Below are 25,535 nucleotides of genomic sequence, written 5' to 3' on the forward strand. Positions count from 1 at the left end.
ATTCATTTTAAATCCTTTGAAATTGTTGTGATGCAGTTGGCAGACCGCATTTCAATAATAGTCAAAGGATTTTTTTCATGACCGCCAGAAGGCTTTTACGGAACTACCGGCGTAGCCGGTAGTTTTCTTATACACAAAAAAGACCGCCACCTTCGCAGTGGCGGTCTTGTAAAAAAGCCCTAAAGCCTACTTCACGATTTTTGCGTCCTGAACCTTCTTGCCGTTCAGTTTGCCGGAAGGATTGGCCGGAACATTGTTCCTGTTCAAAATCTTGTACTGGACGATAGTCCAGATGTTACTGATAATCCAGTAGAGCACGAGGCCGGAGGGCATCACCGCGCTGAAGACGAACATCATGGCGGGCATCATCCACACCATCATCTTCTGCTGGGCCGGGTCCATGCCGGCGCTGCCGCTCATGGTGATCTTCGTCTGGAAGTAGGTCGTCACGACCATGATCCACGGGAGAATCGCAAGGCCCGCAGGCATGATGAACGGGATAGAAATTCCGCTCCACACCACGTCGATCTTGCTCAAGTCGGTAATCCACAGGAATGCGGGCATGCCGCGCAGTTCAATCGCGCGCCCGAGCACAAAGAACAGGCCCATGAAAATCGGCATCTGGAACAGCATCGGCAGGCAGCCCGTGCAGCTGGAGAACGGGTTCACGTTGTTCTTCGAGTAAAGTTCCATCATGGCGGCCTGCTTCTTCTGCGGGTCGCTCCTGTACTTCACGTTGATCTCGTCCATCTGGGGCTTGAGCGCCGCGAGACCGCGGGTAGCCTTCATCTGCTTGATGGTAAAGGGAGTCGTGAAGGCGCGCACGATAATCGTGATAAGGAGGATGGCCACCGCGTAGTTCGGGATAATCGAGTAGAAGAACTTGAGCAGTTTCAGGAGCCACTTGCAAATCCACACGAACCAGACGCTGGAACCGAGGAACCACTTGGAACCCGTCACGATAATCTTTTCGTAATCCTGGCCGAACGCTTCAATTTCATCCCACTGGAGCGGGAGAACCATGAAGTTGAACGCCACGGAATCGGCGCGCACGCCGTCGGCGATGGTAAGGCTGTAGGTACCGGGATCGGACTTGCCTTCGGCAGTGACATTGATATGCTTGGCCTTCACCTTGGCCGGCACCGGGCTATCGAACTGTACCGACATCGCCACATACTTGCGGCGCATGCCCACCCAGTAGTAATCGGCCTCGTCGAGGGTCATGGCGTCGGTAAACGATTCGCGCTCGGTGATGTTGTTGTTCTTGTAAATGACTTCGCTGAAGAAGTAGCTCGCACCGCCGAGGCTCTTGCCCTTCGGGATGACTTCCGTTTCCTTCATGCCGCCATTCCACGAAAGTTCGTAGGCGGTGGGGTTGAACCCGACAAACTTGTTCACCTGACGGACGGCGGCGCCTTCCTTCGTAAAGCCGTAACTGCGCACGACCTTGTTGCCGTTCACGTCGGCAAAGGTAAATTGCACGCTCGTATCGGCATCCACCGTAATCCATTCCGGAGCATCGACTGCAAACAAGGCTTCGCTCAGGTCAGCCCCGCCAAGCTTCAGGTCCAAGGCGCCAAGCGTCGTATCCTGGATGAGTTCGGGGTAGTTGCCGGCACTGTCCTTCAGCGCCTTCACGATGACGCTCTGGACCTTGCCGCCCTTGTTGGAGAGCGTCATGATGAACTTGTCCGTCTCGACGGTCACCGTGCGCGGGACAATCGCGGGAGCCGGGGCAGCCACGGAATCGGCAGCGGCGACATTCGCGGAATCGACGACAGCGGCACTGTCGGCAGCGACAACGGCGGCCCCGGAATTCTGCGGGGCGGCGCCAAGCACGGGAGGTTCCTTCTCTTCGGGCTTGTTCACCGGGAGCACCAGTTCGGAAGGCTTGCCAGCTTCCGCAACCTGTGCCGCGGCAGCCTTCTGTGCTTCCGCCTGGGCGGCGCGGGCCTTAGCCTTGGCCTCTTCGTTCGAGGCATTCATCGTCATCCACACGATGATGATTGCCGCCATGAGTATGGAACCAATAATGGTATTCTTATTCATCTCTATTCCTTCCTGGGCGGAACCGGATCATAGCCGCCCTTGCAGAATGGGTTGCATCTCAGAATTCTAAAAGCCGCAAGATAGAAACCTTTGAAGGGTCCGTGGACCCGAAAAGCCTCTATCGCATACTGGGAGCAGGTCGGCCTAAACCTGCACACCCCGTGAAAAAAGAACGGATGGACCAGCTGGTAAAGTCGAATCGGCGCGATCAGCACCTCCACCAGCAAATCCCTAGCCTTCGTGAGCATTCTCCGAACCACCTTCCGGCAACGCCCATTCCATCTTGCGGAATATCTTCAGGGCAGATTCCCTGAGGCGTTCCGGCGTCATTTCCTTGGACGAGTCGTTCACGATGACCATCGCCCAAACCGGCTTGCTTATGGCGGGGACCATCCCGAAGAACAGCGGTCGCAGGATTCTACGGCACTTGTTACGGTAGACCGCGTTCCCGTTCTTCTTTTTCGCCAAAAAACAAAAACGACAAAAACCGTCCGGGCTGTCAATCCATCGCATCGACAGGGACGGTGCGCGGACGAATTTCCCTTGGACGGCTACTTGCCGATAAGCAGGCTGGTTTGGCAGCCGGTAAGAACGCAGAGCGGCCATATGGCCCACCCCGACTTACTTCTTGTAGATGGAATCGCTGATGGTGAGGCGCTTGCGACCCTTGGCACGACGGCGGCTCAGGACGGCACGACCCCAGCGGTCTTCCATGCGGGCCATGAAACCATGCTTGTTGACGCGCTTACGATTGTGAGGCTGGAATGTTCTTTTCATGATAAAACCTTTTTCTTTGCAAAATTTTGAGCCACAAAAATAGCAAAAAATCCGCATATATCAAGGGGTTGCGCCACCGCTATTGACCTTTTTTAACGGCATCCTGGCCTATCCCCAGGAACGTCCGTAATTAACCAACAATCTATCAACAGGGTTTATGTTTAGTCCGTCATCGCGCGGACCTGGTTCTTGTAGCGCGTTTTGAAACTGTCAAGGAGGGAATCCACCTTCTTCAGCAGGCGCTCGCGGTCGAACTCGTTCTCGTCGCGGCAGGGAACAAGGCCGCCGCTGATAGTGATGCGCAGGCGCGAGTCGAAACTCCAGGTAAGGTTCGAAACGCTCTCGCGGAATTCATCCGCGCGCACGAAGGCGTCGACATCGGAATCGACCGCCATGATGTAAAGGAAGGTATCCTCGCCATAGCGCGCACCGCACTCGCCCACGTCCTCGTTGACGTTCTTCCACAGGGCATGCGCCACATCGCACACGATCCTGTCACCCATCACGTGGCCATACGAATCGTTCAAGTTCTTGAAGTCGTCGATGGTGAACATGAACATGTAGAACTTCTCGCGGCTATGCCACACGATGTTCTCGAGGTACTGGATGACATGACGGCGGTTGTAGAGCTCGGTGAGGGAATCGTGCTTGGACTGGTAATCCAGCTTGTTCAGGAGGCGTTCCCTCTGGATGCGCTCGTTCACGTACGCGTTTATCGCAAACGAGCAAATCAGGAACAGGCTCAAGGCGACAAGCACGTAGTTGGACGCGTAGTCCAGGTAAATGATGTCCCAAGACGGCTTGATCGGAATCCAGTCGGGATGAAGCCAGGCGACAGCGAAAACCAGAAAGCCCGAGATTATCGTAAAGGTCGCCGAAAAGAAGCGGATCCTACGGTTGTCGATAAAGCTGCTGAGGAAGGGTCCGACCAGCAGGTAGTACGGCCCGGCGCTATCCGTCGCGCCGCAGAAGAAGAACTGGACGGGCGAATAAATACACGAATAATAGATAATCAGGATAAAGAATCCGGCGGAGTAGTAGCCCGTCTTACTAACGAACAGCGCCACCACGACACTCACGACCACGTTCGCAAGGCACAACATTTCCGCCGAGCGGTTGACCTGTTCGGCCATGGTGATAAAGGTCCCGAAAATGGACACGATGATGACAATACCCTGGATAATCCAGAACAGCTTCTGCTCCAGAGTCTCGAGGTTGTCCCAGAACCTTTTAATGCGTACTACCATATAATGTCCACACTCTTATATCTAATATAACTAGAGATTTACCAAAAGGGACAAAATTTGCCAAAATTATTTTATATTTCCGTAGAGAAAACGACAATAACATCACGGCAGGCATACAATGGAACTCACACCGCTCGACATCCGAAACCAGACATTTCACAAGAAATCGTTCGGCGGCATCGACGCCGAAGAAGTCAAGGCTTTCCTGGAAACCGCAGCGACGGCTTTCGAGCAGCTCTCCCGCAACCGTACCGACCTGAACGAACGCCTGAAGATTGCCGAAGAGCGCGTGAACTACTACCATCAAATCGAGAAGACCATCCAGGACGCGGTCATCACCATGCAGCGTACCGTGGACGAGGTGAAGGCGACCGCCGAGAAGGAAGCCGAAATCATCATCGCCGAGGCGAAGGCCAGGGCCGTCCGTGAAGTGGAGTCCACCAAGAAGCAGGCCGAAGACCTGCGCGCCGAAATTGAGCAGCTGAAGCAGCTCCGCAGCAATTACTTCATCCGCTGCCGCTCGCTTATCCGCGGGCAAGAAGAACTCCTCGCCGCCATGGAAAACGACCAGAGGGAATTCGACGCCCCCGCAGCGGCCAACCCGCCCAGGACAGCGACTCCGGGCGTTTCCTCCAGCGGGAACGTCCTCGCCTAGCATGCGCGTCAACATCAAGGTACATGCGCGGAGCAAGCGCGAAAGCGTGACCCCGCAACCCGACGGAAGCCTCAAGGTCGAAGTGAAGGCGCCGCCCGTAGAGGGCGCCGCGAACGAGGCCATCTGCGAACTGCTCGCAGAGCACTTCAAGGTGCACAAGCGCGACGTGAAAGTCGTCCTCGGCTCCACGAACAACAAGAAAGTCGTCGAAATCGCCGAGATATAATCAGGCCCCTCCCGCATCATTCCATATACGGAAAAGCCCCAGGATAAACCTGGGACTTTTGATTTTATCTAGGAAAGGAGATCTACTTGGTCACGGAGAACCGGAACATCTTGCCGCCGCGGAGAGGCTTCGCAATGAACATCCCGCCGTTACGGACAAGCCCGGCCGTCTTCGCCCTGACATCGGCGAGACCCGCAGCCTCGATACGCCCGAGGAACATGCCCGTCACGTCGTAAATACCGTACGCAACAGGCGACTGGCCCGCATCAAATCGGGCTCCCAAGAAATCCGGATTGCAAGGTTCCTCCGTGCACTGGCTGGAACCGTTCGAGAATGCAAAATAGTCCACATCGAACCAGGAGCCAGTCACCGTCATGCGGAGGATATGCTCGCCAGCCGGAAGGGGAACAATCGCCTTCACGTCCGTAAACTCATCCCAGCTCGTTCCTGATACCGGAACTTCGGCAACAGAATTTCCATCTACGGAAAGCGTGAAACTCGCAGTCGAATTGTCCGTCGCCACGGAGGCAACCATCGAATAGTCACCCGCCTCCTTCACGTTCACGGTATATTCGAGCCATTCGCCTTCCTGGTTGTGGCCCACGACATAACCCGTCGCCTTCTTGTAGACGTCGACGCCCGTACCTTCACGGTAATCGTTGCATTCAGCAGTCTTGCCTTCGTCCGTACAGGCGTGGTTTTCCGAATCGGCATCGTTGTAAGTCTTGTTTTCCTTGCCCGTACCCGGAACGTCGAAGTTTTCGGCCTCGATCTTGCCCGGGAGTTCAACGGCCTTGCCGCCGAACGGCTCACGCGGCACAGGGTCGGCGGGCGTTCCCACGCCCACGAGCGTCACGATGCAATCCTTGTTGTTCGTGTTGCCCGCATCCATCGTAATCGTCACTTCGCCATTCTTGACTTCGATTTCGCCTTCGTCCTTAGCGTTTTTCGCCTCGCTGGTGGTGTACATACGGAAGGTCTGGACATCGGCGCCCTGCACCTTTACGGTCACGGTCTTGGAATTCTTGTAATCGCGGTTCACGAGCACCACTATCACGGAGTCGCCTTCAGAACTCTTGTAGGCAGAAGCGAACAGGTTGGCTTCGGGCTTGGCAGTCGCACCCACGCGGATTGCCCCCGGACGGACAAAGCGGGCGAACTGGCTCATCACGTAACCGCGCTTGGAAATCTTGCCGATTTCGTTCTGCGGCACCTGGAGCTTGTTGCCAAAGTCCTTTTCCATAATCAGGCCGTAGCAACGGCGGATGTACCACCAAGTGTACTGGTTGAAGTTGCCCACGACCATGGCTCGGTGGATTTCGTAACCCACATCCATGGCATTCACGGTATCGCGCTTGTTCTGGTTCGCCTGGTCACCCGTATTGCGAATCGTACGCCAATCATTACCGCTTCCCTGGCTTTCGGTATAGTGTTCCGTCATCCAGCGTTCAATGCCCTTCTGGTCGGCCAGCTTGTATTCAAAGAAGTTGTCCTGGGTATTTCTGTCACTCGCGTAGAAGTGCGCACCGAGAATATCCCAGTTCTTGAGGGCACTGGCGTCGTTCAGCACCTTGTTGTAGAGGTTCTTGTCGTATCGGAAGGATTCCGTCGAAATCACCTTGGTGCCGTTCTTGCGCATCTGATCGGCATAACCCTTGGTGAAGTTGTAAATTTCGTCGGCGCTCCAGCAGGCCCATTCACCGCACCAGTCAGGCTCATTGCTGATGGAGATGGCATACAGGGGAACACCCTGTTCCTTCATGTACGCCGTAAAGCTGTTCAGGTGATCCACGTACTTCTGGTAGTTCGACGAACTTATGTGCTGGTTCGCCCCCGCATACGGGGAAGTCCACGGAGTCGCGTACAAAATAAAGTCATCGCCGGCATACTTCTTGGCGTACTTTGCGGCATTCACTTCCTTGTTGAAACTGCCGGAATTTGCGTATACCGGAATGCGGAGCGTGTTGAGACCGATCGTGCCCTCGCCCGTTCCAAACGCAATCTTGGCATCGGCTTCGGAAAGGCCACCACCGCCCTGCCATTCGTTATGCACCATGCCACCGAAACCGCGGATAACCTGGTGCTCTTCGCTCACGTCGACATTGACCGTCGATGCGAAAGCCATGGCGGCAAAAGCGCCACAGCCAATCGAGAGAGAGACATTCTTGAAACAACTCATATCAAACCCTATTTCCAAACAGAAGTCCGCAGGATTGCGGTCCCATGCTCTAAAAATACCCGCCCAAAACCCGTTTTTACCCGTCTTCGGCAGATTTTCCCTTTACGTTTTGGTAACGAAAACAAGCTAAAAACCGCAAAAAAAAGGAATCAGACATTGTTTCATCAGAAGCGAGCCATCCTTTTGTAAAAAAAAGATAAAGCCGCAGCATTTCACGATTAAAACAAATTAGATTTTGTCAAAAAAAAATGTATGGGCTAGTTTTGGCACATAAAATTCAATTACAATACGTAATTTGGGCCATACTCAAAACCACAATGAGAAAACATGCAAAAAATAGTATCTATAATTTTACTTTCTTTGGCTAACTTAGCAAACGCAATCGTCGTCTATACATTAGACGAGCAGTATTCACAAGTAGATCAAACGGTCCTAAGATTCAGAATAGAAAACAATTCCAGCGATACTTTGAATGGTGTTGAACTACGTTATCATGTCGTCCAAAACACTTCAAACATAGACGAACCAGATTTGTATTACCTTCCCGGAGGCATGGCCAACTGGTCTTTTGATGATTCCGTCAATGCGACCCTTGTCATCTACTTTCCAACAACCATTCTTTATCCTGGAGATACTTTAGGTGGTATTTCTGGTTTTTCAGTAGGCCTTCATAACCATAATTGGTCCATATGGACAAAAAGCGATGACCCATCCCAGCCAAAATCCAACACATTCACCATTGCGAACAATGTGGAAATAATGTCTGGAGGTCAATTACTAATGTCCGATGTTGAAAAACACGCCGGTTGCCCCTCCATCCAGTTTATCGAAATACAAAAGGATTCCGTTTCGCTGCTGGTTCTACAACAATCTAGTTCCGATTCACCTTTGATAACCATCAAAAACAAAAACGGATATTTAGTAACCGCAAATCTTAATGCTACTGAGTTCGATTCAATAGGACAAAAAATTTGGCATGGATACATGCCCACCCAAGACTCTATCGAACATCGCGGAGAATTAACAGCAGAATGTAACGGCAATATTTTGGCTTATTTTGCATATGGTTGGAAACCAACAAATGCAGCAGCTGCTGTATCAAAAAAACTTTGGGAATCAGCCGAAACCTTTGTAAAAGCCGATTTTGACATGGGTTTCAATCAAGGCTTAATTGAGGGACAACGCATAGCCTTACAGAAGGATTCTTTAGGAAAATTCCTTGATGCTAAACAAGCTGCAAATTGGAAATTCTACCGATCATGGGAAATACCTGGCGAAAACCCAATGCCCACAATCCGAACCCAAATGCTAATGCGATACAACCAACAAGATATTGATTCGCTCTTTCTTGAATGGAGCCCAATCGAAGGCTGCGATCTATATCATCTTATTGTTATACAGGTTTCAACCGCAAACGATTCCGTTGTATACGGAGACACAATTGTTTCAAAACCCACAGAAAACACTTCAATCAAAATTGAGGTTCCTTCCGCTGGAAAATACATTTGGTATGTGGAGCCTCTTGTTGAAGTTGATATGAGCGAAGAGGACGAACGTAAAGAATACTACTATGTCAATGGAGATGTTATTTCTCATGAGCCTCGTCGTGGGCTTTGGAAAAGATTTGAAAATTGGGCAAAAAAGACCGTATCAAACGTTGTTCAAACGTTTACCCCCATTACATATACTCTTATCAATGACGGAAGTCTAATCGACAATATTGGGACTTCCATTGCTCATCTTAATCCCATCGGAATAATCCTGACTTTCGTTCCAACCCAAACAATGCATGAGAAAGTCAACATTATAACGAAAAACATGAAATGGCTCCAAGAAACGTATAAAGAAGAATATATACATGAAGCTCTCCCAACAAATGCATGCTTTGGATCGAGTGCTTTTTGTGCAATGAAAGATACTAGAATGCTTGCCGAAAACTGGAGTGTCGGTTTTAATGAAACAAACTGGGATAAAATCTTTCTAAAATATACTGTCAATGGAAATATAAATGATGCCGTTCGTAACCGCTGCTGGCTCACAATGGCCCAAATGATAAACCACTACAAGGGAGGAAATATTGCATCTGACGAGATTCTTTATAATGTAAGAGGCGGATTTAGCAACACCACAGGAAGCAATCCTATAGAATCAATGCAATCCGTCAGTTATGCTCTTAAGCAGACATTATTGGATCAAACTTTATATACTTTTTTTGTAAACGCATACCATTCGATGGGTGTTTTACCTACAGATAATGGTTGGACATCTATTTTTCCCATTTCACATACAGTTGTGAACACATCCATTGACGGCTGGCTAGTCGGGACACCAAGACTCAATACCATTATCAGCACAATAGAATCCGGCAATGTTCTTGGAGTCTCTCAACTAAATGACGGAGCGGGTGGCTTTCACGCTATGGTTCTTAATGGGTACAGAATAGACACTGATGGCAAAGTCTACATCCATTTGTTAAATACTCATAATATGGGCGAAGAAGAATGGCGATATTATTGCAACATTTCTTTTCTTGGAGTGGATCTTGTCGCACAATTTATCGCTAATGGAATAGGACAATTTATTGACTATTTAAGAGAATTAGGCGAAGAAGAATCTCCCTTAAGCGGAGACATGTTTATTACTTATTACATTCCTCCTTTTTATGCAAACGGACGTCTCACAGACGAAAGCATATTCAATGATTCTGATGGTGACGGCATAGTCGATATTGACGAGAATAAACGATTCAGAACAAATGCTTTTAATCCTGATTCCGATGGTGATGGAATAAATGATTATGACGAAATTTATGAATACAAGTTGTGCGAAACATATAGTGGGAAATTCATGCCTCACATTGAAGTTTCCTTTGACGAAGATGGCAACAAAAAAATCAAAATCCACAATGAGCCACAACTACAATACAGAACACAATCTGATTTTGATCAGGATGGTCTACATGCTGCTATAGATCCAGATTCCGACGGAGATGGCTATTGCGACATTGATGAAAAAGGGTTTATAGGGAACTTAGAAATTCACAATTGCGAACGATTTGATGCATCAAAACATCCAGATGGAGTTATTCCAAAATGCAGAGATAATACAGTCGCTCTACTCGCAAAGGAAAAAATACAACTAAACGACAGGGCAACCTGCGTTTCTTTGAATGGCTCCCATTGTCCCGTCGCATCATACGGAACAGCATTCAACAATGTCTACGGAGTGAGTCTTGGCGTAAGCGCTTTCGTAGGCAATATCTACTCTGCAAAATCAATTTTATTGCGCGACAGAGCTAACGTATATGGAAACATAGAAACAGGCGGTTCTGTAGTCAAGCAAAGTTCCACATCCATCATTACAGGGAGAGTGGTTGAAAATTCCATATTATCCTCAGCCTATACAAATCTTTACGCATCAGTTCTTGACAATGCAACTCACAACATCGATTTTACAATATATCGCCAACATTCTGTTAATTCGAATGAAATTACATCCTCCTACATTTTTGGAATCGGCGCAAACAATACTGATTTCAACTTTAACTCAGGCTCAAATTTAATATTTGATTTAACCGGCAATCTACTTGCTGGGTCCCTAAAATTCCAAGATGGAGCAAGATTGTACGCACCAACCGAGAACGTGGTATTTCATATAGGAAACGACTTCCAATGGAATGGAAAAATTGTGACCGACAATATGGTTTCTGCCGCACAGCATATTATGCTTTACTATTATGGAACCAACAAGGTGTTCGTACAAACGGATTTTGCAGGAACAATCATTGCGCCCAATGCTGAAGTTGTTGTTGGTCAATCAGGCAAACACTTTTATGGGGCCATATTCGCCAAAAGTATCGTGATTCACCAAAACACTATGGTTACTTGGGTTCCATTTGTGGAATCAACACCAAATACTATTATAGCAAAAAAAAATCTTTTGAATCAAAAATACACTATTAATTTTTGGAGGATATAAACATGCAAAAGATATCTAGCATACTCTTCTTTATGGTTATCAGCAGTCTCCTCGGATGTCAAACAGAAGAATTAGAATGTACTGATTCCAATCACTTTATCAGCTTAAACGTTTTAACGGCAGATAATGTTGACAGCATTCATTTTTTACTGAACAATAGAAATATTTGCCACGGGAATGTCGGTAATTTCTACAATTTACTTATTTGCGGAGATTCGTCCGTAAACGGGTATTTGAGCGCAATAGAAATTGACGATCCATCAAAAAAATGTGAAATATCGGACAAAAAAACTATATGGAAAAATTTCCACTGTTTCATCGGCAATTCTTCGGATGAAATAGATGTTGATTCTAGTGCATTAAGTCTAGAAATCTTTACTGCGACAGAAAAATCAACAATAAATATTTCTCAAGTTATTTCGGGTGGGCTGTATATAAACATCCTTCCCGAATCTGATACTACAAAATGGTTTGGGTATGAACAAAATCCCATAAGGCCATATTTTAGCGAATACCAAGCACCATCTTCGTCAACACGCTTGGGCTGCAATGATGGTTACTGCGTAGCAGCGTTGCCTATAGTCGAAAAAGAATTCTGCTTCGACAAATAAAAACCGCAAAAAAACACCCCCGAGCAAAGCCCGAGGGTGTTTTTTCTGGATGTGTGGTTTAGGGATTCTGTTTCTGGGCTACTTTGCAGTAGACACCATGAATTTCTTGTTGCCGACCACGGAGCGGAGCATGTACACGCCCTGCTTGAAGCCCGCCGCCTTCAGGGTCTCAGCGGCAGTACCGGCATCGAGTTCGACGCTTCCGAGGCGCTTTCCGGCAAGGTTATACACATTGTAAGTCTTTGCCGAAGTCACGTTGAATTGGGTGGCGTGGAGGGCAAAAGTCGAAATATCACCCAAAGAGAACCAGTCGACGTTCACGTTGTCACCCGTGACAAGCAGACGGATAACGTGCGTTCCCTTGGTAAGCGTGGCCTTGCCGCCATCGAATTCCTTATAGACGCTCCAGTCTTCGCCAGTCTGCGGAACCTTGATGGTATCGCCGATAAGGGTCTCTCCATCGAGCAAGAAGCAGAAGCTTGCGCCATTTTCCATGCCGGTAGAGGCAGAAACCTTGATGTCATAAGAACCGTCAGCCGGGACATCGACGGTGTATTCGAGCCATTCGCCCGAAGCCGTGTAACCGATTGCCATACCCGTACCGCCCAGCACGATGTCTACACCCTGGTCCGCACGGAAATCGGCATCGCCCTGGTTTTCGCCTTCGGAATCGCTGTAGGAATCCACATCGCCGCCGCGGCCAGTGCCAGGAATATCGTACTTTTCAGCTTCAATCTTGGCCGGAAGCTTGATAGCTTCGCCATCGTACGGCTTCTGCGGTTCGGGAGGCGTAGTGCCGCTCCCTTCGAAGCCCCAGGCCTTGATAGCCATCGTGGAATCCTTATCGCCCTTGAACACCAGGAATATCTGGTCTACAATGCCCTTCAGGCCTTCGACATCGCACTTGTTTTCGGCAAAGGTAGACTTGTTGCCGGTATTCTTGAGAGTGCAAGTGCCAGCCAAAGTACCGCTAGCAGAACCCGTGTGGATTTCAACCTTGTTGCCGTCGGCAGCGCTTGCCGCCTGCACCACAAAGCCCGTGGCCGCGGTACCAAAGTCAACACCGCTCACGCGGATCCAGGATTCCTTGGAAGAAAGCGGGAGCAACAGGTGTTCGGCAACCTTGCCCGGGCTCCAGTTAGAACGGCTACGGATGCCCTTCTGCTTGGAGCTCGTGAGTGCCGGATACCAGTCATACGGATCGAAGTTCTCGATCTGCTTCGGGCCTTCCTTCGTGAAGGTCAGTTCCTTCATGGTGCCGTCGTTGTTGTAGTAAAATTCGTCCACGCTCACGCTACGGTGGTAGGCAGGAGTCGGGTTCGCCTTGCCGTCTTCGGCCGGGATCTTTTCGAGGCCGTCGTAACCGTTGGCAATACGGCGATCATGGTAAGCAACGTACCAGTGGCCCTTGAATTCGGCAATGCCATGGTGGTTGTTGTTGTTCGCGTTGATATTCTGGCCGCCAATGCTCGGGTTGCCCATGAAGATGCCCTTGTATTCATAGGGACCCATCGGGTTCTTCGACATACCATAGGCAATGCGCAAATCGGCAGTACTGTAAGAGAGGTAGTAGTTGTCTTTGTACTTGTGAATGTAGGACGCTTCCATGGCCTTCGGACCACCGATTTTCAGGTGGGTCTTGGTGCTTACATCGAAGCCCTTCATGTCCGCATTCAACTTGTAAATGTTGAAAATATCGTTATTGTTGTTTGCTGCCGGGCGAGAATTGCTTTCGCCACCACCAAAGGTGAAATAGCCCGTGCCGTCGGTATCGAAGAAGATTGCCGGGTCGAAGCACCAGCCGATGCCATCGCAGTCCGCAATGCCGCCGCCCCAGTTGTTGATGAGTTTCTTTTCCCCTCCAAGAGGGTTCGTCCAGGGACCAGCAATGCTGTCGGCGCCAATAAGGCCGATACCGCCACCACCGCCATCGGGGAACACGATATAGAGCCTGCCGTCCTTAGGATTCACGGCAATGCCGGACGCCCAGATGGCATCGATACCGCTGACCTTGCGGGCATCGTAAATGATGCCGAAATCGGTCCAGTTTTTCATGTCCTTGGTACGGAAGCCGTAGAGGGCCTTAATTTCGTAACCGCTGGCGTTTGCCGGAGCCGGGTCGTCAGAGTCGGTAATGACGTAGAAATACGTATCGTCGGACGCCGCACCCGGGTCCGCAAGATAGTGGTAGCTGGAAATCGGATTATCGGCCAAGGTTGCCGTGGCGAGAAGTCCCACGGCAACCAGGCCGAACTTTCCCATACAATAACTTTTCATATACACATCCATTTTTAAAAGCACATTGTTGAAATGTCTGCTAACTATAATCTACCCCTAAAAAACGCCTTCTTTACCCCCCAAAAAACACATTCCATTGACTTTTTATCCATAACGACAACAAAAACGTTTTTTTGAATTTTTTGAGTAAAAAAGATGCGGGAGGGGCCCCAGCTCGGAGTTGCGAAGGCCGCACGGGCCCCTCCCTGCACCCTCCCCATCCTGGCGCAAGCGCCAACCTTACGGCTCAACCATGGTCATACAAGTATGACCGCGGCACTCGCCTTAACAGGTTGTGGCCGACGCTTTTCGGGCAAAAATTCGCTTATTTCCGGTCTTTTTCTCTTAAATGCAAGAAAAAGACCGTTTATTGCACAAAAAAAACATCCCGGAGCGGGTCCGGGATGCCTTTTAAAGTCTAATTTGCCGTTTTTTGTTAAAAAACGCAGTTTTGGGATTATTCGGCGACTCTGGCCATGAATTTCTTGTTGCCGCGGACGGAACGGAGCATGTAAACGCCCTGCGGGAAGCCGGCAGTGCGGAGCGCATCCTGCACCTTGCTGCCTTCCAGGTCCACGGTACCCACCAGGGTGCCCTTCAGGTCGAACACGCGGAACGCATTGGAACTCATCGCATTCAAGTGGACCGTTTCGCGGAGAGAAATCGTGCCAATCGGTTCGGGATCGGTAGCGTCCTTGCCTTCGACAAACGTGATGTAGTCAATGTCCAGCCAGTCGCCCGTAACAGTAAAGCGCAAGATGTGTTCACCGGCGGTAAGACTTACATTCGTCTTGACCTTGTTGTAATCATCCCAGTTGTCTTCGCCTTCGTTTGCCGGGATGGCGATTTCATCGGTGATGTCATTGTCATCTATGGAAAGCTTGAAGCTGGATGTATTGGCGGCAGAAGCGACAGCGGCAAACATCGTGTAGTCACCATCCTTTTCCACATTCACCGTGTATTCAAGCCATTCGCCAGTCTGGTTGTAGCCCACCACGTAGCCGGTAGCCTTCTTGTAAATGTCAACGCCCGTATCTTCGCGGTAGCTCTTGCCACCATTGCTTTCGGCGCCATGGTCTTCGCTGTCGTTGTCGCTGTAAGAGGCCAAGCCAGCGCCACGGCCAGTACCCGGTTCATCGAAGTTTTCCATTTCGATCTTGCCCGGAATTGCCCAAGCCTTGCCGCCAAACGGCTTCTGCGGTTCAGGAGGAGTCGTGCCGCTGCCTTCGAAGCCCCAGGCCTTGATGGCCATCGTAGAATCCTGATTGCCCTTGAACACGAGGAACAACTGCTTCACAATACCCTTGAGGCCTTCTACCTCGCACTTGTTTTCAGCATAGACAGTCTTATTGCCAGTGTTCTTGAGGGTGCAAGTACCAGCGAGGGTACCCGTTGCAGAACCGGTGCGGATTTCAATCTTGTTGCCATCGGCAGCGCTTGCGGCTTCGACAGTGAAGCCCGTAGCGGCAGTACCGAAATCAACACCGCTCACGCGGAGCCAAGATTCCTTGGAAGAAAGCGGGAGCAAAACGTGTTCAGCCTTCTTGCCCTGCACAAAGTTGGAGCGGCTGCGGATGCCCTTCTGCTTGGAACTCGTGAGAGCCGGATACCAATCGTAGGGGTCAAAGTTTTCAATCTGTTCCGGGCCTTCGTTGGTGCAAACCACCTGCTTGATGGTACCGTCGGCATTGTAGAACATTTCGTCCACAGAAACGCTGCGGTGGTAACCTTCGTTCGGGTTGGCGCGACCGTCATCGGCCGGGATAACTTCCAATCCGTTGTGGCCCTTCGCGATACGGCGGTCATGATACACCACGTAAGAATGGCCCTTGAATTCGGCAATACCATGGTGGTTGTTGTTGCCGTTGATGCTTCGGCCGTTCATGCTCGGATCACCAAGGATGGTACCCTTCCAGGTGTACGGACCCATTACATTATTAGAAGTACCGTAGTCAATCGTGGGAGCGCCCTGCTGCCAACCGGTACTGTACGAGAAATAGTAAGTGCCATTGTGCTTATGGATGTAAGAAGCTTCGAGCATCTTGCGGGTCGGCAAGTTGTTCACCTTCACGTGAGAGCCATTGCCCACCGGAGCGTTCTTGGCATCGTTCAACTTGACGATATCGAAGTTGTCGGTGTTCGGGCGGCTATTGCTTTCACCACCACCCCACGTAACGTAAGTGGTACCGTCGTCATCGATAAAGATGCCCGGGTCAAAGCACCAAGACACGCCATCGCAGCCGATAATGCCGCTACCGCCAACGAGCTTGTTCTTGCCGTTGCCTACGGCATTTTCCCACGGGCCGTCAATATCCGGAGCCTTGATGTAGCCGATACCGCCACCACCGCCATCGGGGAACACGATATAGAAGGTGCCGTCATGGACAGCGATGCCGGAGGCCCAAATGTCGTTAATGCCGCTCACCTTGCGGGCATCGTAAATGATGCCGTAGTCGGTCCAGTTCTGCATATCCTTACTGCGGAACGCATAGAGGGCGTAAATCTTGTAGCCGTCAGCATTTGCCGGCGCCGGGTCATCGGAGTCCGTGATGATGTAGAAGTAATCATCGTCAGCAGCCGCACCCGGGTCCGCCAGATAGTGGTATGTAGAAATCGGGTTATCGGCGAGAGCCATGCTGGCAAGGCCGCCCACAACAGCCAAGCCAAGCTTTCCAATGGAAATCTTTTTCATTTTTAACATCCCTTTTCGACTGCACCATTACAGTCTTCACCATTGTATAATTTAACGCCCCAAAGCCCATAATTCACTCCAGCCCAAGCAATTAGCATGGACGTATTGTCCAAAACAAAAAAGTACTCCGAGTTACCCCGGGGTACCTTTATGACGCCGAAAAAGGCGCCGGTCTGGATGTGTGGTGTTTAGGGACTCTTTCTGGCCTTATCTATTCACCGTGGCCATAAACTTCTTGTTTCCGTTCACCTGCCTGAGCATGTAGGCGCCCTGCCTGTAGCCAGCAGCCTTCAGGGCCTGGGAGGCCTTGTCGACCGCAAGGTCCACAACCCCGAGCATCTCGCCCGAGAGGCTGAACACGCGGTAAGCCTCGGAACCGCCAGCACGGAACCTGAGCTGCTGAATCGCATCCGGCACGCTGTCCTTCACCGCGCCGAACGAGAACCAGTCCACGTTCACGTTGTTGCCGGTAACAGTCAGGCGAATCGTATGCGTGCCCTTGGTGAGCGTCACCTTGCCCGCGCTGAATTCCTCGTAAACGCTCCAGTCTTCACCCGTCTTGGTCACATTGACCGTATCGCCCACCGTCTTTCCGTCCACGGAGAAGCAGAAGCCGGAATTCTCGGCGCCCGAGGATGCATAAGCCGTAATCGGATATTCGCCGTCGGCAGCGACATCTACGGTATATTCGAGCCATTCGCCCGCGTTCGTGTAACCAATCGCCTTGCCGGTACCGCCAAGCACGATATCCACGCCATATTCGGTACGGAATTCGGCATCGCCCTGGTTATCGGTATCGTTGTCGCTGTAAGAATCGTTGCCCGCGCCATAGCCCGGCACATCGAAGTTCTCGGCTTCGACCTTGCCCGGAATTGCCACGGCCTTGTCACCGAACGGAGTCTGCGGCTCGGGTTCACGCTTGGTCCCCTGGAATTCCCATTCCAGAATGCCCATGGTGGAATCCTGCGAACCCTTGAACACGAAGAACAATTCGTCCACTTCGCCGGTAAGCCCGCTCATCTCGCAGTCATTATCCGCATAGCTGTTCCAGCCGCTGGTCTTTTCCAGTTTGCAAGTTCCGGCGAGCGAGCCCGACACGCTTCCCTTGTGGATTTCAACGGTGTTGCCGTCGGCCACGCTCGCCGCCTTGATGCGAAGGTTCTGCGCGCCATTGCCGAAGTCCACGCCGCTAACGCGAATCCAGGATTCCTTGGTAGAAAGCGGAGTAAGCACATGCACGACGGCCTGGCCCCTAGTGTAATCGGTACGGCTGCGCACATTGCGCTGCTTCGAACTCGTGAGCGCCTTGTAAGTCTGGTACGGATCGAACTTCCCGACCTGCGCGGGGCCCGACTCGGTGAACTTCACCACGTTCATCTTGTCGCCGTTCCAGGTGAGTTCATCGATAGAAACGCTTCTGTGGTTACCCGTCGTTGTAGGCAACTGACCATTGGTGAGTTTCGGCTTTTCAGAAGCCATCACAAGACGGCGGTCATGATAAACAGCGTACCACTTGTCCTTAAACTTCGCGATACCGTGGTGGTTGTTGCCGCCCTTGCCGTTAATCTTCGAGGGGTTTTCAATCACCGTTCCTACATAAGTATAAGGGCCCTTGATATTCTTAGAAGTCGCATAGCTGATATTCTGGCTCTGGTCGTTGTAACTCAGGTAATAAATGCCATTGCGCTTGTGAAGGTAAGACGCCTCGAAAGACCTGTTCGCGCCCTGGAGAGCCGTCTTGGAACTCACATTCAGTTCAACCTTATCGTAAGAGAGTTTGCTGAACTCGAACAGGTCGAAGTTGTTGCCGTAGCCACGGCTGCCGCCGCTACCGCCACCGAAAGTCATGTAGGACTTGCCGTCTTCATCGATGAAGATGGCCGGGTCGAAGCACCACGAGATGCCGTCGCAACCCGTAACACCGCCATTACCCACGAGGAGCTTGCCCACCGGGTCGTGATAAGGGCCAGCAACGTTCTTGGAAGATACAATGCCCACGCCGCTCGCACCGTTCGGGTAAATCAGGTAGAACACGCCATCAACAACGGCAATGCCCGGAGCCCAGATGTTCTTGATATAAGAAACTTCTCGGTCATGACTGAGCACCATGCCGTGATCCGTCCAGTTCTTCATGTCCTTGGAACTGAGAATGTAGAGAGAACGGATAGTATAGTCGTTTTCGCCCGTATTCGGGCTTTCATCGTCCGTATCTGTAAGGATAAAGAACTCGTCTTCCGTGCCGAAGGCTGCCGGGTCCGCGAGGTAGTGATAAGAGGAAATCGGGTTGTCGGCAAAGCCGAAAGAGGCAAACCCTGCCATAAGGCACAGCGCGCCCACGCTATTCCATGTTTTCATAACAGCTCCTTAATCAAGAGCCACGAGCCCCACCACCACCAAAGGCTCATGTCCCATACGCCTATAAAGATATCTTGAAAAAAAAGAAAAGTGCCGCGGGCCGCGACACTTCTCATTTACAAATTGTATAAACTTTTGTAAGGTTTTAGAAACCGAGTTTGACTACTTTCCCTGCTTCTTTGCGACAAACTCGCTATAGCCGAACACCTCGATGTCGTCAATCCAGAACTCGCCACCCGTGCCTCCGAATATGGAGATATCGGTAATGCGCCTCTTCACGACATCCCAGCCGAGATTGCCGCCAGTCTTGTTGCTGTCGGGTTCCTGGAGCTTGCTGGGCACAACCACGTAGCGGTTCCAGACGGTATCGATATCGATATGCGTCCAGGCCTTTCCGCTTTCTTCTTCGGAAGTGCTGTCGAGGTTCATGTCGAACGAGAACGAAATGTACTTGTGCTTGGTCGTGTCCGTAATGGCATCGGCGCGAGCCCAGAACACGATGGAATCGAGTCCACTCATGTCGACGAAGCCACCCAGTTCATAACCCATCAGCACCCACTGGTACAGAGAGTCGTTCGTGCATGTAAAGTGCGCGACCTTGCCTTCCCGGCCAAGGCCTGCCTCGGCCACTTCGACTTTGCCCGAGGCATACTCGCTGTGGTCGATTTTCCAATTGTCTACGCCCGCCTCGAAATCGTCGAGTACAAACGAAAGTATAGGCGGTCTCGCGTCGATCTGGACTTCACGGAACTGGCCCGACCTGACTTCGGCGAGCACGGAACCGAGCTTGCGGATAAAGTTAACCCGCTGCCTCTTGCCCTTCTCGTTAATGACGGTAGAATCATCCTGAACGAAGGCGACCATCTCGAAGTTGCCCGCAGGCAGGGACTCGAATTCGAAATTGCCATCGGAATCGGTTTCGGTACTGTAATCAAGGCCCTGGACGGCGACTGTGACCGGCTCGCTGGTACCCTCTTCGAACACCACCTGGCCCGCAACCGCACCCGGAGGTCCGACATGCAGGGACACGCGACCGCCGTCGGTATGCCACGACCTGTAGTTGAACTTGGAGGCACCCTTCAGCGAATCGCTGCGGGCTTCCACTATATAACTACCATAGCCCAAATTGCTAAGCACCAGCGATCCGGAATCGTTGGTCTCAAAATTCATATTCGCAGTAGCAAGGGAATCGCTCAGAGTATCGCCGCTGGCCAGATAGCTATCCGGACGGACAAAAACCTTGACATGTGCCGCCGGAGTCCCGTCGGCAAGTTGCACGGAAAGGGCGATGGAATTTTCCGTTTCCATCGACGAACCGGCGCCTTCGATACCGTTCTCGCCAGTACACGCGACAAAGAATCCGCTCAATGCCGCCAACCCTATTTTCCACACCCTATTCATCATTTTTTTACTCCTGCACCATCCCCCATAATAGCATTTTCCGACGAACCACCCTTGCGGGCTACCGGGTAAAACGCCATCGAAAGCTGCATAACGCGGTCGGGATTCTTAGCCTCGTCCACGCGTTTTTGCACTAATCTGCGGAATTCCCTCAACATTTCGCCCAAATCCTCGAAACAGGACTGGTCGACAGAAAGAGTCAGGGTAGAAATATTGCGCTCGTCGACAGGGATATTCTCGAGGGCGTCGCTCGCGAGCCCGAGCACCTGTCGCTGGAAGTTCCTCACCGCCTTCGCCTTCTCCGGGCCACCCACCGTGAGGTGCGCATCCGTAAGCGCAAGGCGTCCGCTCGCCAACTTCTTGACAAGCCCGACCTCCTTCAAAATCTCGATAGCCTCGGTCACCTGCTCCTCGGAAATGGGCGGGCAAATGTCCTTGGCGATCTGCTTCACGTTCACCACCCCACCGTTCAGATCGAGGTAGGCACGCACGGCCGGAATCCACCAGTTCTCGAGCAGCTTGAGTTCCGCCGCCTGGAGGCTGTGGCGTTCCACGTCGCGAAGGGAAAGCGCCTTCGCCATCAATTCTTCTTTCTTCGCCTTGTCCTTGCTCACCGCAGCAGAGAACAGCAGGTCGAAGTATTCCGCCTCGCGACCGTTCAGGGCAAGGATTTCTTTGGCAGCCTGGAGCGCATGAGCGGGCAGGTGCTGTTTTTTCTGCAACACGCGGTAAAGGTAGCTGGAATCCAGCCCCAGCTTATCGCCCATCATGCGATAGCTATAGAAGGGCATCTCCGCCTTGCGGCGGTCGTAGTAGTCCTTCAAGAAGTCGCGGTAGTCCGCTATGTCCGAAAAAATAACCATCAGCTATTAAATTACCCTTTGCAAAGTAGAAAAAAAAGGCTTTTTGTAAATTCTCTATTGACTTTTTATCCATAGGGAAGTTGACGGAAATCACAAAATAGGGCCTTTTTTCCCGATTTTTCGCCATTTTTTCTATGTTACCCCAAGAACACATTGAACGACAAAAAACATTTTTTCCATGCAACCACCCCCCACCCCCACGCATCAAAATAAAAGAATGGACGAAAGAGTGATTCTAAAGATGGTTCGGGAAGGCAGCCGCGAGGCGCTTGGAATGCTGTGGAGTGAACACAGCAGCAAAGTCCTGAACCTCGCCTTCAGAATGCTCCGGGACAGGGACGAAGCCGAAGACATCCTCATGGACGTTTTCGTCCAAGTACCCTCCGCCATCAAAAGTTTCAAAGGCCAGAGCGCAGTCTCCACGTGGCTTTACCGCCTCACGGTGAACGCATGCCTCATGAAGTTGCGAGCGGGCAAACGCCATCGCGAGCTCGAAGAGGAACACCTCGACACGATTATCGAGGAAGCCCTCGGGACAGGCGAAACGACGAGCGATTTCGACCCGACGCTTCTCGAAAAGGGACTCGCGCAGTTGAACGCGGAAACGCGAAGCATGCTCTGGCTCAAGGATGCCGAGGACCTGGATGTAAGGGATCTCGCCGAGATTTACAAGATGCCCGAGGGCACCGTCAAGGCGAGACTGAGCCGCGCAAGGAGTTTTGTTCGCAACTATATAAACGAACGCAAAGCCAGTATCAACAAGGAGTGCAACCATGCCTAACAAAATCGACTTCTCGAAAATGGAGCGGCTCACCCCCCGGGCCGATTCCTGGGCTAAAGTCTGCGCCCGCCTGGACGCAGAAGCCAAGAATGCACCCGCAGGGAAAATCATCGACATCAAGAGCTGGTACAGCGCCATCCCGATCGCGGCGAGCCTCGTGCTCGTAAGCATCATGGCGCTCCTCCCCGCAATCAACAACTCGAACAGCACCGAAACCATTTCCATGAACAGTTCCGCCCCCTCCGAGGTCATGAGCTGGTATTCCAGCCTGGGCAACTCGACGAGCGACGAATTCGAAACGCTCGAGGAATCTGTCGGATTCAGCTATTTAACAAAGGAGTAAACAATGAAGGGTACAACGCTATTCGCGGTAAGTATCGCCATCTTCGCATTGGTATTGGGATTCTTCCTGGGAAACTTCGGCGGCAAGTGCAATTGCTGCTGCAAAAAGGCCGATACGGCCCAGTGCATGCGTCACGGCATGCAGCCGCCTCCGCCTCCCGGCCCGCCGCACCATCCGGGTGAATTCCGCGGCCCGCACGGCGATTTCGGCAAGGGACCCGGCAGGCACTTCAAAAACTCGATAAACCCCGCCGTCGTCGATTCCATGCTGCAGGTGACACCCGAGCAGAAGGAAGCGCTCGACGCGAACCGCGCCAAGGGCGATTCCATTTTCAAGGAATTGAGGAAGCAGAAGCACGGCGCCGAAAAGGCTCTGGGCGAAGCGCTCGACAGCAGGGATCCCGCAAAAATCGAGGCCGCGAAGGCACTGGTGCTTGATGCCGACAAGGCTCTGCTCGAACACCGCATCAACGGGGTAAACGCCCTCGCGAAAGTACTCACGCCGGAACAGTTCGAAAAGTTCAGCCAGTTCCGCAGAGACCACATAAAAAATATGCGCGAACAGATGAAGGATTTCCGCCACGGCCCCAAGGGCCCGCAAAAAGCTGACAGCGCCGAGCAGTAATCCGCAGCGGCATTGAACCATTCTTGATACGAAGAACCCCGACGCATAAGCGCCGGGGGTTCTTGCATACAGGCGATGCGTGAAGGCTAGATTTTCTTCATCACGGTAAGGATGCTCTTGCTGCCATCCCTGCGGAAGGCGACATCGCGCATGCTCCTGTTCGAGAGGAACTTTCCGAGGGCTTCGAACATGCGTTCCTCGGCGGAAAGCGCCTCACCGGAATCTTCAGCAAAGGCGGAGGCATTCTGGCTATCGGCAAAGCTGAGCCGCGCCATCACGTGCGTCTTGCAGGTTTCCACCGTGAACGTCACCTTGTCCGTTCCCGAATACTCGACCACGTTATCGAACACCTCGACAACGGCATCGTCGAGCTGTTTCCGCACCTCGGCAGATACGCCCAGCGGCTCGAGGACTTCCCCGACGAAAGACGTCAAGGCATCGCGGTTTTCGGGAACGGCGTCCACGACCGTCTCGCGGGCATCCCACCTGTCGTCCCTGCCTCCGGTATACTGCACCGAGAGCGTGGCGGCATCGTCGAGCGGCTCGGCACCGTTCATGAATTCGTCGAAACGTTCCCTCATGAAATAGCATGCGCCGCCAGGAGCGCGGTTGCCGCTTTCCGAGAGGTCCACGAGCAGCCTCGTGCTGCCGAACCGTTCCCCGTCGGCATTCACCGCATTGACAAAGCCTTCGGTGAAGAAGAACAGCATGTCGCCCGGAGCCAAGTCGATCGACTGTGGCTCGTAGCGGGCTTCCTTGTCCATGGCAAGCGCCACGCCGAGTTCGCACTTCAGGCTTTCCACGGAGCCGTCCTTGTGGCGAATCGCCGGAAGATTGTGACCCGCCGAAGCGTAATCCACATGCCCGTTGCAGAGGTCCATGATGCCCATCCACACCGTCACGGGCATTTCGTCCTTGTTCCGGCGAGCAAGTTCGTAATTGGCCTTGTTGAAAATATCGGAGACCCTGGTAACATGCATGGTCATGGTGCGCAGCACGATTCGCGTCACCATCATCACGAGCGCCGCCTGGACACCCCTGCCCGATACGTCGCCCATCATGAACACCAGATGGTCGTCATCGACCTTGAAGAAGTCGTAGAACGCGCCGCCGACTTCCTTCGCGGGCTGCAGGTACGGGGCAAGCGAATGCCGCATGTCGCCGCAGTTCTCTTCGGATTCGTCCTTCGGGAGGATACCCATCTCGATTCCGCGCGCGAACTCGAGATCGCGTTCAATGCGGTCGAGGCTCTTCTGTTTTTCGACATACTTCTTGAGCGAGACACGCATGTCGCTGAAGGCAGTCGCGAGCTGCGAGATTTCATCGTGGCCGCTGATCATCGGGATAGCCGTATCGAAATCGCCCTTGCCGAGTTTTTCCGCCGCTACGGCAAGCGTCTTTAGCGGGCGCGAGACGCGCAGCGTTATCACGAGGATAAGCACGAGCATCACGATGTAGCCGCCGAAACCAATCCAGGCGAACATGTAGTTCACGGAACGCTTCTCTTCGAGGAACGTCTCCGCGGGCCATACGATCATGAACGTCCAGTCAATCGTCTCCATCGCCGTAAAGTAGATGACCGCCTCATCGCCGTCGAACGAAGAACCCAGGAAGAGCCCGCTCTTCATGCTGCTCACCGCTTTTTCGAACTCATCGAACCGCTTGCGCGACGCGCTCTTCGAAATGGAACCGAAATTGCCCTTGAACGTAAGTTCGTCCTTCGGGTGGGCAATAACCATGTTGCTCGCCGAAAGCACCACCGCATAGCCGTTGTTCGATACGGGAATGTTCGCGACCAAGTCCTTGAGGAACGCGATGGAAATATCCACGCACAGGACGCCCGCGAACTTCTTCTTCCCCGACGCATCCTTGCGGAAGATGGGCGTGGTATAAATGACGATGGGCTCCTTGATGAACTGCCCGACAAAAGGCTCCTGCCAGATTCCCTTCATGCTGTCCCTGGTGCTCGTGTACCAGGTCGTCTCCAGGAAGTTTCCGCCATCGGTGATGGTGTTCCCGTTTTCGGTATAGTGCGCGAGCCTCATGTACTGGCCCTTGGGCGCACCCCTCGGGGCCATTCCCGGCTCGTAAGCGACAACCACCGCCAGCACCTGGGGCACGGTCGCACGAACGCCCGAAAGGGAACGCAGCAAGAAGTCGTCGAGTTGCTGGCCGACAAGCCCCTGCTCGCTCACCTTGGCAGCGATCTCTTCGCCGAAGTTGCGGCACGAACCGAACAGGTTGTTTATGACAGCCACGTTGGCACGGCTGATCTCTTCGCCCTTCTCCACGAGGAGACGGGAAAGCCTATCCTGAATCTGTGTACTGCTGAAACTGAACAGAGCAGCGAAAACAACGCTGATGCCCAAGAGAATCATTGCGGATTGTTTGAACGCCAAGCCGCGTACGTTTAACTTCATAGCCAAGCCTCTAAAAAATAACCGTTTTCCGTTTTTTTAAATCCCTAGCCACCACAC

Annotated in this window: 19 protein-coding genes; 7 read left to right on the forward strand and 12 right to left on the reverse strand. The window is 52.1% G+C overall.

The window, feature by feature from the left end:
* Positions 1-186: 186 nt before the first annotated feature.
* The 5 genes from IK012_RS04890 to IK012_RS04910 all read right to left on the reverse strand — a co-directional run bounded on the left by IK012_RS04890 (position 187) and on the right by IK012_RS04910 (position 4,073).
* A complete protein-coding gene (locus IK012_RS04890; RefSeq protein ID WP_290951320.1) occupies positions 187-2,049 on the reverse strand; it encodes a YidC/Oxa1 family insertase periplasmic-domain containing protein in 1,863 nt (620 codons plus the stop codon).
* A gap of 2 nt (positions 2,050-2,051) precedes the next feature.
* Positions 2,052-2,297 carry a membrane protein insertion efficiency factor YidD gene (yidD, locus tag IK012_RS04895; protein WP_173383558.1) on the reverse strand — a complete coding sequence of 82 codons (246 nt, stop codon included), beginning with the start codon at positions 2,295-2,297 and terminating at the stop codon, positions 2,052-2,054.
* Complete coding sequence (locus IK012_RS04900; protein WP_173379840.1) at positions 2,281-2,655, reverse strand: ribonuclease P protein component; 375 nt, start codon at positions 2,653-2,655, stop codon at positions 2,281-2,283. Before IK012_RS04900 ends, yidD begins: the two co-directional genes overlap by 17 nt.
* 15 nt (positions 2,656-2,670) lie before the next feature.
* Positions 2,671-2,826, reverse strand: coding sequence for a 50S ribosomal protein L34 (gene rpmH / locus IK012_RS04905; RefSeq protein WP_072813226.1), 156 nt, complete (start codon positions 2,824-2,826; stop codon positions 2,671-2,673).
* A gap of 161 nt (positions 2,827-2,987) precedes the next feature.
* Complete coding sequence (locus IK012_RS04910; RefSeq protein WP_290951326.1) at positions 2,988-4,073, reverse strand: GGDEF domain-containing protein; 1,086 nt, start codon at positions 4,071-4,073, stop codon at positions 2,988-2,990.
* A 118-nt stretch (positions 4,074-4,191) separates the two neighbouring features.
* Between IK012_RS04910 and IK012_RS04915 the strand changes: the two genes are divergently transcribed.
* Both IK012_RS04915 and IK012_RS04920 read left to right on the forward strand, forming a co-directional pair.
* The gene (locus IK012_RS04915) at positions 4,192-4,728 is read left to right on the forward strand and encodes a DivIVA domain-containing protein (RefSeq protein WP_290951328.1); all 537 of its coding nucleotides are present in this window, start codon (positions 4,192-4,194) and stop codon (positions 4,726-4,728) included.
* 1 nt (position 4,729) lies between these two features.
* Positions 4,730-4,954 carry a DUF167 domain-containing protein gene (locus tag IK012_RS04920; RefSeq protein ID WP_290951331.1) on the forward strand — a complete coding sequence of 75 codons (225 nt, stop codon included), beginning with the start codon at positions 4,730-4,732 and terminating at the stop codon, positions 4,952-4,954.
* A gap of 82 nt (positions 4,955-5,036) precedes the next feature.
* Here IK012_RS04920 and IK012_RS04925 read toward each other — a convergent pair whose 3' ends face one another.
* The gene (locus tag IK012_RS04925) at positions 5,037-7,133 is read right to left on the reverse strand and encodes a carbohydrate-binding protein (protein ID WP_290951334.1); all 2,097 of its coding nucleotides are present in this window, start codon (positions 7,131-7,133) and stop codon (positions 5,037-5,039) included.
* 327 nt (positions 7,134-7,460) lie between these two features.
* Here IK012_RS04925 and IK012_RS04930 point away from each other — a divergent pair, with 327 nt between their 5' ends.
* Together IK012_RS04930 and IK012_RS04935 are read left to right on the forward strand one after the other, a co-directional pair.
* Complete coding sequence (locus tag IK012_RS04930; protein ID WP_290951337.1) at positions 7,461-11,111, forward strand: hypothetical protein; 3,651 nt, start codon at positions 7,461-7,463, stop codon at positions 11,109-11,111.
* A 2-nt stretch (positions 11,112-11,113) separates the two neighbouring features.
* Entirely contained in the window at positions 11,114-11,722 is a 609-nt protein-coding gene (locus IK012_RS04935; RefSeq protein WP_290951340.1) for a hypothetical protein, read from the forward strand.
* A 78-nt stretch (positions 11,723-11,800) separates the two neighbouring features.
* Here IK012_RS04935 and IK012_RS04940 read toward each other — a convergent pair whose 3' ends face one another.
* From IK012_RS04940 to IK012_RS04960, 5 genes are all read right to left on the reverse strand, one after another.
* On the reverse strand, positions 11,801-13,999 hold the full coding sequence (locus tag IK012_RS04940; protein WP_290951343.1) for a carbohydrate-binding protein: 2,199 nt from the start codon (positions 13,997-13,999) through the stop codon (positions 11,801-11,803).
* A gap of 457 nt (positions 14,000-14,456) precedes the next feature.
* Positions 14,457-16,691 carry a carbohydrate-binding protein gene (locus tag IK012_RS04945; protein ID WP_290951346.1) on the reverse strand — a complete coding sequence of 745 codons (2,235 nt, stop codon included), beginning with the start codon at positions 16,689-16,691 and terminating at the stop codon, positions 14,457-14,459.
* 207 nt (positions 16,692-16,898) lie between these two features.
* A complete protein-coding gene (locus IK012_RS04950; protein WP_290951349.1) occupies positions 16,899-19,046 on the reverse strand; it encodes a family 43 glycosylhydrolase in 2,148 nt (715 codons plus the stop codon).
* A 162-nt stretch (positions 19,047-19,208) separates the two neighbouring features.
* Positions 19,209-20,450 (reverse strand): hypothetical protein, encoded by a 1,242-nt coding sequence (locus IK012_RS04955; protein WP_290951352.1) that lies wholly within the window; start codon positions 20,448-20,450, stop codon positions 19,209-19,211.
* Positions 20,447-21,310 (reverse strand): DUF4423 domain-containing protein, encoded by an 864-nt coding sequence (locus IK012_RS04960; protein ID WP_290951354.1) that lies wholly within the window; start codon positions 21,308-21,310, stop codon positions 20,447-20,449. The genes IK012_RS04955 and IK012_RS04960 overlap by 4 nt, the downstream gene beginning before the upstream one ends.
* Positions 21,311-21,527: 217 nt before the next feature.
* Here IK012_RS04960 and IK012_RS04965 point away from each other — a divergent pair, with 217 nt between their 5' ends.
* From IK012_RS04965 to IK012_RS04975, 3 genes are read left to right on the forward strand one after another with little or no spacing between them, the layout of a single operon-like run.
* Positions 21,528-22,091: a sigma-70 family RNA polymerase sigma factor gene (locus tag IK012_RS04965; protein WP_290951357.1), complete on the forward strand. Its 564-nt coding sequence runs from the start codon at positions 21,528-21,530 to the stop codon at positions 22,089-22,091.
* Positions 22,084-22,434, forward strand: a complete 351-nt coding sequence (locus IK012_RS04970) for a hypothetical protein (RefSeq protein ID WP_290951360.1) — start codon at positions 22,084-22,086, stop codon at positions 22,432-22,434. Before IK012_RS04965 ends, IK012_RS04970 begins: the two co-directional genes overlap by 8 nt.
* A gap of 3 nt (positions 22,435-22,437) precedes the next feature.
* A complete protein-coding gene (locus IK012_RS04975) occupies positions 22,438-23,058 on the forward strand; it encodes a Spy/CpxP family protein refolding chaperone (protein ID WP_290951362.1) in 621 nt (206 codons plus the stop codon).
* 86 nt (positions 23,059-23,144) lie between these two features.
* Here the strand turns inward: IK012_RS04975 and IK012_RS04980 are convergent, their stop codons facing one another.
* Positions 23,145-25,478 carry a SpoIIE family protein phosphatase gene (locus IK012_RS04980; protein ID WP_290951365.1) on the reverse strand — a complete coding sequence of 778 codons (2,334 nt, stop codon included), beginning with the start codon at positions 25,476-25,478 and terminating at the stop codon, positions 23,145-23,147.
* Positions 25,479-25,535 lie beyond the last annotated feature (57 nt).

The sequence above is a fragment of the Fibrobacter sp. genome (assembly GCF_017551775.1).
Classification (GTDB): domain Bacteria; phylum Fibrobacterota; class Fibrobacteria; order Fibrobacterales; family Fibrobacteraceae; genus Fibrobacter.